Below are 13,292 nucleotides of genomic sequence, written 5' to 3'. Positions count from 1 at the left end.
TGTCACGCGTGCGCCGCGGCCATCCGCTCCAGCGTGGCCCGGCTGTTGTGGCCCAGCGCACTGCGCACCTGGGCGCGGGCGTCGGCCAGGGTCGCGTCCGGACCCAGGATCTCGGCCACCGCGGCCGGATCGATCACGACAGTGTGCCGCGCGGTGGCGACGGCCCCCGAAGGGCTGTCGGCGAACGACCAGTTGCCGCTGTGTCCGGCCAGCAGGCGCGGAGTGATCTGCTGCTTGTACGCGATCCACTCGCCGTCCCGGCAGACACGTACCGAGCGTGTGGTGTGCTGTGAGCCGTCCGGGGTCAGGGTGTCCATCTCCATGTGCTGGATCCCGGCCCGCGACTCGGCGAGTTCCACCCGCGTGACATGCGACAGCAGGTCCGGCCAGCGCTCGGCGTGGGCCACGAACGCGTACGCCTCGGCCGCGGAGACGGGCAGCTCGACGATGTCGGAGAAGGCGAACACCACCTCGTCCACGAGGTGCCCGCAGGAGGCGAGCCGGCCCAGGGCCGCCAGCTCCCGCTCGCTGTTGCGGTCGAGCGCCGCTGTCACGGCGGCCACGGATGCCGGATCGTCGTCGGCCACGGTGAACCGGTGTCGCAGCACGATCTCGGTTCCGCCCGAGGACAGTGGACGGAAGAGCCAGCCGCCCGACATCGAGGTGACCGGCGGCGTGCTGTGCTCCTGGCGGAACGAGACATAGCGACGTTCTCGGTCGAGCACGCGGCGAGAGGTCCAGTGAGCGACCGTGCCGTTCACCTCCGCCCATATCTCGAACCGCTCGGAACGTGTCGAATGCTCGAGGTGACGCACGTGAACGGTGGGTTCGAACACGGCCGGCCAGCGGCTGACGTCCGCGACGAGGGAGTAGAGGGCATCGGCCGCCGCGGCGACCGTCAGGGTGTGCTGGGTTCGGTGCAGGACGGGCATGGGTTCTCCTGGACGTCTCCGGCGACGGAAGGGGCGAAAGGACGGGGCCGCACCCGGTGGGTGGTGCGGCCCCGGTGGGACGTTCCGAGCGGTCAGGCCGCGGTTGCTGTCAGTCCGTTCACCAACGCCAGCAGGGCGCGTGGAGTGTCGGCCTCGGCAACCGCCTCGTCCGGCAGCGAGACGCCGTGATCGCGCTCGATCTTCGCCGCGCTCTCCATCAGCGCCAGCGAGTCGTATCCGAGCTCTTCGAAGGTCATGTCGAGGATGTCTCCGCTCAGTTCGACCGAGTCCTCCTCGCCGGCGCAGGCGATGAGTGTGCCCCGCAGGTCATCAAGGGTCATGGCTGGTGCTCTCCTCAGGTGTGGGTGGGGCTGCGCAGTACAGCCCGGATCAGACAGTGGTGAGGACGACGGCCGCGTTGAAGCCGTGCCGTCCCCGGGCGAGCACGAGGACGGCGTCGGCGCGCACGGGGCGCGGCTCACCGAGAACGAGGTCCAGTCCGTAGGAGTCCGGGACGGACGTGGTGTGGGCGGTGGCCGGGACCACGCGGTCGCGCAGGGCGAACAGCGCCGCCGCGATGTCGGCGGGGCCGCCGCCCGCGTACATGCGGCCGGTCAGCGCCTTGGGTGCGGTCACGGGCACGCCATAGGGCCCGAAGATCTCCCGCAGCGCCTGTGCCTCGGCCGCGTCGAACGCGGGGAGGCCGGCCGCGTCCGCGAATACGGCTCCGATCGACGAGGGTGTCAACTGTGCGTCGGCAAGCGCGAGTTCGGCGGCCCGACGCAGGCCGGGCGGCCGACCGGTGCCCGGAGCCGGATCGAAGGTGGCCGCGTACCCGGCTATCTCGCCGTACATCCGGGGCGCGCCTCGTTCGCGGGCCGACTCCGCGTCCTCGACGACCAGCATGGCGCCGCCCTCTCCCGGTACGTGGCCGCAGGCCGCGCCGTCGAAGGGCAGGTAGGCCCGCTCGGGGTCGTCCGCCGTGCTGACCCTCCCGCCGGCCAGCTGAGCCGACCAGCCCCAGGGGTCGAACGCCGAGTCGACTCCACCGCTCAGCACCACCCGGGTTCCACGCCTTACGGTGCGGCGGGCGTGCCCGATCGCGTCAAGACCGCCCGCCTGTTCTCCGACGAGGGCCGCGCTCGGGCCGCGCATTCCGTTGCGGATGGAGATCTGGCCGGTGTTGACCGCGTAGAACCAGGCGAAGGACTCGTACACGCTGACGTATTCCGGGCCCTGGCTCCACAGCTTGTGGAATTCCCGGTGCGTGAAGTCGAATCCGCCCTGCGAGGTGGAGGTGATCACCCCCATGTCGTAGTCGTCGATCCCGGCCCCCGCGTCGATGCCCGCGTCCGCAAGGGCCCAGTCGGCCGCAACGAGGGCGTAGCGGGTGGAGATGTCGGTCTGGGGCATCAGCCGGCTAGGCAGGTGCTCCGCCCCGTCGAAGTCCCTGATCTCGCCGGCGAGCCGGGCCGGGTACCCGGACGTGTCGAAGCGGCTCAGCTCGGCTATGCCGCTTTCCCCGGCGAGCAGGGCCTTCCAGTACTCCTCGGCCCCCAGCCCGTTGGGGGCGAGGACACCGAGTCCGGTGATGACCGCGCGTGGGGAACTCATACGGACGTCACCTCCGGGTCGTGCAGCACCATGGCGCTCTGGAAGCCGCCGAAGCCGCTGCCCACGGTCAGTACGGTGTCCACGCGCTGCTCGCGGGCGGTGAGCGGGACGTAGTCCAGGTCGCACTCCGGATCCGGGACACGCAGATTCGCCGTGGGCGGAACGACGTTGTGCCGTATGGCCAGCGCAGAGGCGGCGATCTCGATGGAACCGATCGCGCCGAGCGAGTGGCCCACCATCGACTTGATGGAACTCACCGGCACGGCGCGCGCGTGCTCACCCAGACTCCGTTTGAAGGCCGCGGTCTCGTGCCGGTCGTTCTGCTTGGTGCCGGAGCCGTGGGCGTTCACGTAGTCGATGGTGGTCCGGTCGAGGCGGGCCTCGTCGAGCGCCGCCCGGATCGCCTCGGCCATCTCTCGGCCGTCCTTCTTCAGACCGGTCATGTGATACGCGTTGCTGCGCGTCGCGTAACCGCCGATCTCCGCGTAGATGTACGCACCGCGGGCCCGGGCCGCCTCGAGTTCCTCAAGGACGAACATCGCTGCGCCCTCCGCGAGGACGAAGCCGTTGCGGGTGCCGTCGAACGGCCGGGAGGCCGTTTCGGGTTCGTCGTTGCGCGGCGTCGTCGCCTTGATGGCGTCGAAGCAGGCGACGACGATGGGCGACACGGGAGTGTCCGCCGCACCGGCCAGCACGGTGTCGGCACTGCCCTCGCGGATGAGCTGGACGCCGTATCCGACCGCGTCGAGGCCCGATGTGCAACCGTCGGAAACCAGGGTGACCGGCCCCTCGGCACCCACCTCGCGGGCGATCTCCGCGGGCATCACGCCGGGACTGAGGTAGTCGAACATGTACGGCGACAGATGCGCCGGGTCGACCAGCCATTCGCGGCCGGCGTCCGACATGACCAGGTATTCGTTCTCCAGGCTGGTCGCCGCGGCCACCGCGCTGCCCAGAGCCACACCCACCCGGTGGGGATCGAGTGTCCCGAAGTCGAGACCGCTGTCGGCGAGGGCGTCCCTGGTGCACGCGACGGCGAACTGGGTCGCCCGGTCCATGCGCCGTGTCTCGCGCGGAGTGAACCCTTCGGCCGCGGCGTCGAAGTCGATCTCTCCAGCGATCCGCGACCGGAACGGCGAGGCGTCGAAGAAGGTGATCCGCCGGGTTGCGGTGCGCCCCGTCGTGAGCACGTCCCAGAACTCCTTCGTTCCGGAGCTGCCGGGTGCTCGCACACCGATTCCGGTGATCACCACCCGCCGGGTCACCGCCCGGCTCCTGTTCTGCTCGGCATGGTCCGATAGCCCCTTTCCATGTGGACCCGGAGGTGCTGACGGGGTCCAGCATCGAGGCAGCCGCTCGAGCCTGGCTCGGGAGCGAATGGTGTGGGGGGTGCCCGAGCAAGCCCGGTTATGAGATAGGGGGCACTCTTCACTTCACCGTAACAATGTGAAGGCCATGAGGCGTACAATTGATCACGGTTACCGGTCACAAACTGGCAAACTGCGGGGGAGTGGTGGGCAAAATCTACGGATGGATATCTGCGCCCTGGTTAGCCGTGTGCACCATCTGTGCACTTCAGGTCGGGGTGGCGTTCAATGGCTTGATTGAAATGCTGTCGGCTGGATCCAGCGGTGTTGCCATCGGTGTCTGGGTTGTTGCTCTACCGATTCTGGTCGTTCTTCAGGTACTGCACAGTCCGCCCGGCGTGAAGAAAATTCGCCGTTTCTCCCTGTGGTCCCTTCACCTGCAAGCGCTGCTGACCTATGTGCCGTCCGTGGCCATCGGGGTCATGTGGCCGGGAATGGGGGGTTTCATCGCGGGCGCGGCGGCGGGTGTGCTGCGCGGCTGGCGGGGGACGGGTGCATTTCTCGGGGTTCTGCTCGTCGACCTGGCGGTGAGCAGGCGGAACGGCCTGTCGTATACGGAATCGGCGGTGGCCGGTGCCGTGACGCTGACCGTTGGCCTGGCTGTCACCGCCCTGGTCCGGCTCGCGTGCCGCCTTGCCTGGATGCATCGGTCGGAGGACCAGGCCGTGCGCAGCGCCCTGCAGGACGAGCGCCTGCGGATAGGCCGGGACATGCACGACCTGCTGGCCAGTCGACTGGCGTACGCGACCATCCGCGGCGAATTGGCAAATCGCTATCTGGGGAATCAGAACGAGCGGGCCCGATCCGAATTGAACAGTCTTGTGGGATTGACCCGTGAAGTCCTCGTCGATATGCGTTCGATGGCCCATGAATTCGGAGTGCTGTCCTTCCGCAACGAACTGGAAAACGCCCAGTCCTTACTGCGGAGCGTGGACGTCGATGTCGCGGTCAACGAAGAGGCGACTGTATTGCCGGTCGAGATACAGAATTTCTTCGCCACCGTGGTGCGTGAATCCGTGGCGAATATTCTCCGGCACAGTGAGGCCACGTTGTGTACAGTTTCCGTGCGACGCAAGGGCGATGTGTTCGTATTGTCCGTGCTCAACAACGGTGTACGCGATGCCCACGACGTCGTAGCGCCGGAATCCGGGCGCGGACTTTCCAATCTCGCGCTACGCGCCGCCGAACTCGGCGGCCGGTGCAGGGCGTGGGCCCCCTCGGTCGGCCACTTCGAGCTCATTGCGTCCTGTCCTGTGAAGCCGCCGTCCCTTCGGCTGGGGGCAGCCATCCCGCTTCCCGGGCGATGCGTACAGCGTCGAGACGACTTCGAGCACCGAGTTTTGTGATGCAGTTGCCGAGATAGTTTCGGACAGTGCCCGCAGACAGTCGTACCGCATCCGCGATGTCCGACACCGTCTGCCCTTCCGCAGCCCGCCGGAGCATTTCCGTTTCCCGCGGAGTGAGCGGATTGACACGACTTTCCCAGGCCGCGAGCACCAATTCGGGCGCGAGCGCGCGGTGACCGGCGGCGACCCTCCTGATTGCCGTGGCCAGATCGGCAGGGGGCGCGTCCTTCATCAGGTATCCGTTGACGCCCAATTCCATTGCTTCCCGCACGGTCGCAGCGGTGCCCAGGCTGGTCAGCAGCAGTGTCCGGCACGAGGGGAGGTGCTCGTGCAGTTGGCCGGCCACCTGAATCCCGCTGGTGTCGGAGAGATTGACATCCAGTACCGCCACATCGGGACGGTGGGTGAGGGCGAGGTGCAGCACTTGGCTGCCCACGCCGGTGTCCGCGACAACCTTCAAGTCCCGCTCGGCTCGGAGCAGTTCGACGAGCGCCCCCCGGACGAGATGCTCGTCGTCGGCCAGCAGCACACGTATCACAGAAGTCCCCCAGTGCTCTGAGTCATTGATCTGGCTGAGATATCCGGCGAACCGGACCCCACCCGGTTGAGTCAGCACGAGCCTGCCGGGCCGCCATGAGCCCACCCTACTTGGGCAGTGGAAGGGATTCGGGGAATTAACCCAGCTCTTATATTGGATGTGTAAATTCACTTGACAGGGAACTCGCATTTGGCTCGTCGAGATGGATCGATCATTTGCGGCGTCCCCGAGTACGGCGAGCGAATGAACGGCGTCACTCGAGCGAGTGGGCTCTCTCCGTCGGATCCGACCGTTTTGGGGAGCCGTTTCCGCTCGATGGATTGCGCGCTACCGAGGTCTTCCCGAGCTCGCTCCGCGAATGCTGACGAACTGCGGACGAACTGCTGATGTTGCGCATGTCCCCGGGCGCGCTGCGGCCTCGACGAACAAGGCCAGGCGAGGGACACGACAGGAGCGCCTACGGGGTGGTGCCCTCCAACTCCTCGGCGATCCCGCGCCGCCTCAGCCCGGTGGCCCACCTGCCGATGTCGAACCAGGCCATGCTCGGCCTCCCGTCGCCAGTGGCGCTCGGGAACCTGAACAGCACCACGCCACGCGCAACCGGGTCCCGCCATGTGCGACCCGCCAGTGCTGCGGGACTCGTATGCAACCCCGTGTTGCACGAGGCAACAAACAACCCCCAGGCCGCTGACCCGGGGGCAGATTCTGGAGCGGGTGACGAGAATCGAACTCGCGCTCTCAGCTTGGGAAGTGATGGGGCTTGCGGAGGTGAATAGCTTCTGACCTGGGTGTATGTGCTGTGACGTGACGTCCGAGGGCGCAAAATCGCACCGCTGTTGACCGTGGGGCGGCAACCTTTTCGTCCGCTGCGGCAACTGGGAGCCGGAAGGCCGAGTCGAACTACCGGATGGACGGGCATGAGGGCAACGAAGCACGCCGCGCCGCAACCGTGGCGCGGGCGCGGACTGGTCATGGGCATTCCCTTGGCGCTGCTGGACGTCGGTGTGCCGGCGTCCCGTCCCCCGGGGAGCGGAACCGGTGTCAGGATCACCGACATCCACGGGGAGCGGCTGACCGTCGATGGCACCGCCGTGCAGCCGGACGTCGCGCAGCCGACCGGCGTCCGGTTCGCCCGGCATTGACCAGCCCGCCGGTCAGCCTTCACCGCCCCGCAACCGAGCACGACCGCTCTTCGAATCCCGGGCTGGACACTGTTAGGCTGCGCCCCCCGATGTTGTTAAACGTGCAACCAACGCGCACATCATTGCCACGAGAGGGCGGCCGGGGGATGGTCCTCGACGACGCGTCCGCGGAGTTCCACGAGTTCTTCGAACGCCACTATGCCGAACTCGCCCGTCTGGCTTATCTGCTGACCGGCGAGACCGACGCGGCGGACGACCTCGCGGCGGATGCCCTGGTCGCCCTGTGGCAGCGCTGGGACCGGTTGCGGCAGGCCGACCACCCGCTCGCCTACGCCCGCGGTGTGGTGGCCAACCTGGCGCGGGGACGGATCCGCAGCGCGGTGCGGGAGCGACGTCGGCTCGCGCTGTTCTGGTCCCGCAGCCCCGAGAAGGCGGACGGGCCGGACATGGCGGCCGTACTGGACGTCCGCGCGGCGCTCGCCCGGCTGCCGTTCCGCAAGCGGACCTGCGTGGTGCTGCGGCACGCCTTCGACCTCTCGGAGAAGGACACGGCGGAGGCGCTGGGCATATCGGTCGGCACGGTGAAGAGCCAGACCTCGAAGGGAATGGCCGAGCTGGAAAGGATACTGGGCGCACGAGCGGCCGGGGACCTGGTGGCAGGGAGGAGGAACCGGTGAACGAGGAGATCGCCCGTCAGCTGCGCGAGGCCCCCGAGGCCCACCGGCCCGACCGCGCGAGGATGCTGGCCCGGGTGCAACGCGGCATGTCCGGCCCCGCCGTCCGTCATCGCGCGCGGCCGTTCGCGAGGTCTTGGATCAGGGTCGCGCTCGCCGGGCTCGCCGCCACCGGCATCCTGGCGACCGGCGGCCTCGCCGTCGCCGCCATCGTCGCCACCTCGTCGCCGTCGCCCACCGTGACCACGCCTGCCACCCCGTCTCCGACCGTCAGTTCCCCGCACCCGACATCGGCCCGCCCCACCCCTGTCGCGCCGCCCCCGGTCACCACCCCGGGCAGCTCACGCCCGACTCCGCCGACCGCCAGTCCATCGCCGTCCGCCGGCGAGAGCCAGAACGGACCGTTGTGGTCGGCCGGCTCGGTGGATCCGCAGAGCACCGTCTACTGGACGCAGAGCAACCTCGTCCTCAAGACGAACCAGCCGCTCACCTCGCTCACGGTCGAGATCCGGATCGTGCAGACCGGCGGGGTGAAGAACACCGGCACCTGGCAGACCCTGCCGAGTGATGACTTCACCGTCACCACCCAGGAGGCCGGCGGCACGCTGGTCTACCGCTGGGTCCTCAAGCCGGGCCTGACCGTGCCGGCCGGGAGCCATGAGTTCGCCGCGCAGTTCAACAACGGCGCCGGCGCGCGCAGTGCCGCGGGCGACGGCTACCGCGTCGACGGGCAGGGTTCGGGCGGCTCCGCGTCGGTCCGGGGAGGGTTCGTCCCGGCCCGGTGAAGGCCGGTGTGCGGCAGGGGGACAAGGTCCCCCTGCCGCACAAGCTCGATGGGAGAACAAGTACCCGAGCTGCTGGTACGGGGTCCAGTCGGCCGGCCCGGCGTTGGTCCCGTCGGCGTAGGTGGCCTCCATGGTGGCCGGCAGGTCGCCGTGGAACTGGGTGGGGACGGTGACGGCGGCCGTGAAAGTTCTTCCCTCCATCGCGGCAACCTTTGTGTGCGTGGCGGCAACTGGCGGACAACCGGGGCCGGATCAAGGCTCACCGCCAGAAGGACATGCCCTTGTCGGATCAGAACCGCTCTCATCGCCGCCGCCCGGCTGCCCGCCGCGTACTCGCCGCTGCCGTGGTCCTCGCCGCCGCGGGTGCTGCTGTACCCCTGGTCGCCCAAGCCGCACGCACGCAGAAGGCCCCCACGCCGGCCGGCGCGGCGGCCGACAGCGGCCGATACTTCGGCACGGCAGTGGCCTCGGGCAGGCTCGGCGACTCGACGTACTCCGCCATTCTCGACCGGGAATTCAACATGATCACCCCGGAGAACGAGATGAAGTGGGACACCACCGAACCCTCCCGCGGGAACTTCGACTTCGCCCCCGCCGACTCGATCGTGGACCACGCCACCGCGCACGGCCGGCGCATGCGCGGGCACACCCTGGTCTGGCACTCCCAACTGCCCGGCTGGGTCAAGTCCATCACCGACGCCAACACCCTGCGCAGTGTGATGGACAACCACATCACCACCGAGATGACCCATTACAAGGGCAAGATCTACGCCTGGGACGTGGTCAACGAAGCGTTCGCCGACGGCGGCAGCGGTCAGCACCGCAGCTCGGTCTTCCAGGACGTGCTGGGCAACGGCTTCATCGAGGAGGCGTTCCGCACGGCCCGGGCCGCCGATCCCTCGGCCAAGCTCTGCTACAACGACTACAACATCGAGAACTGGACCGACGCCAAGACGCAGGGCGTCTACGCGATGGTCAAGGACTTCAAGTCGCGCGGTGTACCGATCGACTGCGTCGGCTTCCAGAGCCACTTCGGCGCCGGCGGCCCTCCGGCCGGTTTCCAGACCACTCTGTCCAAGTTCGCCGCGCTCGGCGTGGACGTCCAGCTCACCGAGCTCGACATCGCCCAGGCCTCGCCGAAGGCGTACGTCAACGCCGTCCAGGCGTGCATGAACGTCGCCCGCTGCACGGGAATCACGGTGTGGGGCATCCGTGACAGCGACTCCTGGCGCACCGGTGAGAACCCGCTGCTGTTCGACGCGGGCGGCAACAAGAAGCCCGCCTACGACGCGGTACTCACCGCCCTGGGCGGTGGCAGTGGCGGCACGCAGGGCGGGGGCATCACCTCCGGCACCGTCTACACGCTCTCCGACGTGGCCGCCGGGCGCGTTCTCGACGAGCCCGCGGGATACAAGGGCAATGGAACCCCGCTCCAGGTGTGGGACGCCGGCGGTGCCTCCAACCAGCAGTGGCGGGCCGGCCGGAACAGCGATGGCTCCTACACGCTGACCAATGTCGCCAGCGGCCGGGTACTGGACGAGCCGGGCAACCGGACGGGCAACGGGACGAGGATGCAGGTCTGGGATTCGGGCGGCGGCGCCAACCAGCACTGGCGGGCCGACCGCAACAGTGACGGCTCCTACACGCTGACCAATGTCGCCAGCGGTCGGGCGCTGGAGATCCCCGGCGGTCGGACCGCCAACGGCACTCCCGTCCAGATCTGGGACTCCAACGGCGGCGCGAACCAGCACTGGAACCTCAAGGCTTCGGCGCCCGCGCCGGCGGGCAGCACGTGTGCTCTTCCGGCGACGTACCGGTGGACGTCGACGGGTGCGTTGGCGCAGCCGGCGAACGGGTGGGACGCGGTGAAGGACTTCACCGACGTGGTGTACAACGGCAAGCACCTGGTCTACGCGTCGAGCGTGTCGGGATCGTCGTACGGCTCGATGATGTTCAGGCCCTTCATGAACTGGTCGGACATGGCGTCGGCGGGTCAGACCGGGATGCACCAGTCCGCGGTGGCGCCCACGCTGTTCTACTTCGCGCCCAGGAAGATCTGGGTGCTGGCGTCCCAGTGGGGCGCGTCGCCCTTCGTCTACCGCACGTCGAGCGACCCCGCCAATCTCGACGGCTGGTCCGCGCCGCAGCCGCTGTTCACCGGCAGCATCCCCGACTCCGGCACCGGGCCGATCGACCAGACCCTGATCGCCGACGGCCAGAACATGTACCTGTTCTTCGCCGGTGACAACGGCAGGATCTACCGGGCGAGCATGCCGATCGGGAACTTCCCGGGCAACTTCGGCTCGTCCTACACGACGGTCATGAGCGACACGGTGAAGAACCTGTTCGAGGCGCCGCAGGTCTACAAGGTGCAGGGCCAGAACCAGTACCTGATGATCGTCGAGGCGCGGGGCGCGAACGAGCAGCGCTACTTCCGCTCGTTCACCGCCACCAGCCTGAACGGTTCCTGGACCCCGCAGGCCGCCGACGAGAGCAGCCCCTTCGCGGGCAAGGCCAACAGCGGTGCCACCTGGACCGACGACATCAGCCACGGTGACCTGGTCCGCAACAACCCCGACCAGACCATGACCATCGACCCCTGCAACCTGCAGTTCCTCTACCAGGGCAAGTCCCCCACCGCGAGCGGCCCTTACGACCGACTGCCGTGGCGGCCGGGTGTCCTCACCCTGCAGCGCTGACCGCTGCTCACCGCCTCGTCGAGGAACCCCAGCCGTGTGCCGGCTGGGGTTCCCGTCGTTCGGGGACCAGACGGAGGCCCGGCGAGGCTTGTCGGGCTGATGGATGTGCTCCTGATCCTGCGCGGTGTGGGCGCCGGCGTCCCGGGCCGCATTCACCTTCCGCCGCATCGGCGCATTCATCGACCGGAACGGCCCTCACTGTCCCGGCCTCGCGGTCGAACTCGGCTTCCCCGACGTCACCTGTCAACACGATCACTCCTTTCGCCAGGGCCGCCTCGATCGGCGCCCGCACCGACGGCGGCATGGCCGACGCCGACCGGGGAGTCCTCAGCCCGACGAAGACGACGCAAAGCGCCCCCATCGAAGAGATGGGGGCGCATTCGTCGGCTTCACCTACTTGAGTGGTGTACCACCCGAGTTGTGATAGGCGATCGTCTTGTTGAACAGGTTTCCGCCGTCGGTCTCAGGCGTCGTCTGCTCCGTCCACCCCGCACCGAACAGCAGGCCGGCGATGTGGGCGTCCGCCACCTGGTCCATGTGCGAGAAGAACCAGTCCACCTTGTCGTCCTTGTAGTGGTCGGGCGTGTTGTTCTGCGCCATGTTGCCCACGGGGATCTGCCACAGGACGACCGGCTTGCCCACGGACTCGGCCATCGTCTTCCAGAACTTCAGCGAGGCGGCGGCCTTCTGGTCGTTCCAGAAGTGGTCACTGCCGCCGTGAGCCGGCTGTGCGTACCAGCCCGCGTCGCGGTCCGACACATCGGTGGCCAGGAAGTCGGCGTTCTTCGCCCCGAGGTCCGCGTAGTCCGTGATGCACTTCTGGAGGTTGCTCTCCCAGTCGAAGCAGGAGAGGTGCAGCCCCACGGCGGTGTTCGGCGCGTACTTGTGCGCCATCGAGATCAGGCACTGGGCGAGTCCGGAGGCGCTGTTCTCCTGCGATCCGCAGTCCGTCGGATTCGAGGCCTTGACCTGTGCGGGAACCTGGTGCAGATTGCCGAGCGTCCGGGCGAAGCCCCAGAAGTCGGGCTCGATGTCGATCGCGTCGTGCGACGTGCCGATCTTCTGGAGGAAGAACCGGTAGTCGTTCAGGTACTTGGTGAGCAGGTCGGTCCGGTTGATGGCCTTGACCTCGCCCGGACCGTCGCCCTCGCCCGCCGCGTCCCCGAGGTCCCGCAGGGAGTACCAGGTCCACAGATACTTCTGCGGTCGCGACTTGCCCTGGTAGGTCGCCTTGGCCGCCACGCTGTCCTGCCAGGTCACCTGGTTTCCGGGCGCTGTGCTGGTGCCGCCCCAGCAGCCCCACCAGCTCGACCACTCAGCCTTGCAACGCGACGCCGTATAGGCCTCCGACGAGGGCGCGGGCTGGCTGTGTATGTAGGCGTAGCGCACGTCGAACGGCGCGGCGTTGAACGAGGCGTCGCTCATCGAGCCGCCGATGAGCACCTTGTCACTGCCCATGAAACTCTTCGCCGACGTGCCGTTGGTGGCGGCCGGAGACGTCGACGGCGAGGTCGGGGTGCTGCTCGGAGCCTGGCTCGCCGGAGCGCTGGCGCTGGGCGTGGGCGTGCTGCCGGAGTTCCCCGGGTTCCCGGTGCCGCCGACGCTCCCGACCGGGACGAGTTTCCACTGCTGATCGGCGCCGCCCTGGTCGCGGTTCTGGACGACACCGCTCCCGTCGGCTTTGGCGGCGTTGTGGACATCGACTGCCATGCCACTGAAGCGATTGACCAAGCGCACGTAGCCGTTCGTCGACTTGGCCAGTTTGAACTGCTGGTTGGCGCCGTTCAGGTCTTTCCACTGCACGACGGCGGAGCCGGCGGTCTTCGACCAGCCGAGGTCGTCCAGCACCTTGCTGGAGTTCCGGTTCTGCAGCCGGTAGTACCCGTCACCCGCGTCGATGAACCGCCACTGCTGGTTGGCGCCGCCGTGACGGCTCCACTGCACCACCGCCGCGCCGTCGTTCTTGGCGGAGGCGCGGTCGTCCAGCACCTTGCCGCTGTTGCGGTTGACCAGCACGTACCACTTCTTCGGATCCAGGGTCTTCTGCTGCGCCGAAGCCTGGCTGACCACGACAGCCGAGCCGGCCACGACCACCATGGTGAGACCCGCCCAGAGACCCCGACGCGCGAGCAACCGACGGCCACGATGCTTCGGGCGGCCACCGCGCGCGCCCCCGTCGGCACGGTGGCCGCCGA

The 13,292-nt window shown here is 68.3% G+C and carries 11 protein-coding genes and 1 pseudogene; 5 read left to right on the top strand and 7 right to left on the bottom strand.

Features of this window, described 5'->3' with window-relative positions:
* Positions 1–2: 2 nt before the first annotated feature.
* The 4 genes from SSP08S_RS25525 to SSP08S_RS25510 form a co-directional block, all read right to left on the bottom strand.
* Complete coding sequence (locus SSP08S_RS25525; protein ID WP_019070473.1) at positions 3–932, bottom strand: aromatase/cyclase; 930 nt, start codon at positions 930–932, stop codon at positions 3–5.
* Between the two features lie 92 nt (positions 933–1,024).
* Positions 1,025–1,273 carry an acyl carrier protein gene (locus tag SSP08S_RS25520; RefSeq protein WP_019070472.1) on the bottom strand — a complete coding sequence of 83 codons (249 nt, stop codon included), beginning with the start codon at positions 1,271–1,273 and terminating at the stop codon, positions 1,025–1,027.
* A gap of 49 nt (positions 1,274–1,322) precedes the next feature.
* Positions 1,323–2,546 (bottom strand): ketosynthase chain-length factor, encoded by a 1,224-nt coding sequence (locus SSP08S_RS25515; protein ID WP_019070471.1) that lies wholly within the window; start codon positions 2,544–2,546, stop codon positions 1,323–1,325.
* Positions 2,543–3,811 (bottom strand): beta-ketoacyl-[acyl-carrier-protein] synthase family protein, encoded by a 1,269-nt coding sequence (locus SSP08S_RS25510; RefSeq protein WP_019070470.1) that lies wholly within the window; start codon positions 3,809–3,811, stop codon positions 2,543–2,545. The genes SSP08S_RS25515 and SSP08S_RS25510 overlap by 4 nt, the downstream gene beginning before the upstream one ends.
* Before the next feature lie 248 nt (positions 3,812–4,059).
* On the opposite strand from SSP08S_RS25510, the gene SSP08S_RS25505 reads away from it, so the two are divergent.
* Positions 4,060–5,259: a sensor histidine kinase gene (locus SSP08S_RS25505; protein ID WP_158697199.1), complete on the top strand. Its 1,200-nt coding sequence runs from the start codon at positions 4,060–4,062 to the stop codon at positions 5,257–5,259.
* On the opposite strand, the gene SSP08S_RS59520 is transcribed toward SSP08S_RS25505, so the two are convergent.
* Positions 5,150–5,797, bottom strand: coding sequence for a response regulator transcription factor (locus tag SSP08S_RS59520; RefSeq protein WP_078532514.1), 648 nt, complete (start codon positions 5,795–5,797; stop codon positions 5,150–5,152). The two genes, SSP08S_RS25505 and SSP08S_RS59520, sit on opposite strands and share 110 nt — an antisense overlap.
* 971 nt (positions 5,798–6,768) lie before the next feature.
* Here SSP08S_RS59520 and SSP08S_RS61825 point away from each other — a divergent pair.
* The 3 genes from SSP08S_RS61825 (at position 6,769) to SSP08S_RS25480 (ending at position 8,398) form a co-directional block, all read left to right on the top strand.
* The gene (locus SSP08S_RS61825; RefSeq protein WP_019070466.1) at positions 6,769–6,939 is read left to right on the top strand and encodes a hypothetical protein; all 171 of its coding nucleotides are present in this window, start codon (positions 6,769–6,771) and stop codon (positions 6,937–6,939) included.
* A 146-nt stretch (positions 6,940–7,085) separates the two neighbouring features.
* Entirely contained in the window at positions 7,086–7,616 is a 531-nt protein-coding gene (locus SSP08S_RS25485) for a SigE family RNA polymerase sigma factor (RefSeq protein ID WP_019070465.1), read from the top strand.
* The gene (locus tag SSP08S_RS25480) at positions 7,613–8,398 is read left to right on the top strand and encodes a hypothetical protein (RefSeq protein WP_019070464.1); all 786 of its coding nucleotides are present in this window, start codon (positions 7,613–7,615) and stop codon (positions 8,396–8,398) included. Before SSP08S_RS25485 ends, SSP08S_RS25480 begins: the two co-directional genes overlap by 4 nt.
* Before the next feature lie 60 nt (positions 8,399–8,458).
* Here the strand turns inward: SSP08S_RS25480 and SSP08S_RS61820 are convergent.
* Positions 8,459–8,599: pseudogene (locus SSP08S_RS61820) on the bottom strand (hypothetical protein); the annotation flags it as partial.
* Between the two features lie 74 nt (positions 8,600–8,673).
* On the opposite strand from SSP08S_RS61820, the gene SSP08S_RS25475 reads away from it, so the two are divergent.
* Positions 8,674–11,097 (top strand): non-reducing end alpha-L-arabinofuranosidase family hydrolase, encoded by a 2,424-nt coding sequence (locus SSP08S_RS25475; protein WP_051105978.1) that lies wholly within the window; start codon positions 8,674–8,676, stop codon positions 11,095–11,097.
* A 393-nt stretch (positions 11,098–11,490) separates the two neighbouring features.
* Here the strand turns inward: SSP08S_RS25475 and SSP08S_RS25470 are convergent, their stop codons facing one another.
* Entirely contained in the window at positions 11,491–13,194 is a 1,704-nt protein-coding gene (locus tag SSP08S_RS25470) for an RICIN domain-containing protein (RefSeq protein WP_019070462.1), read from the bottom strand.
* Positions 13,195–13,292 lie beyond the last annotated feature (98 nt).

It is taken from the genome of Streptomyces hokutonensis, assembly GCF_000376565.1.
GTDB lineage: Bacteria > Actinomycetota > Actinomycetes > Streptomycetales > Streptomycetaceae > Streptomyces > Streptomyces hokutonensis.
The sequence above is the reverse complement of the archived record's forward strand: the minus strand, read 5'-3'. Positions and strand labels throughout refer to the sequence as shown.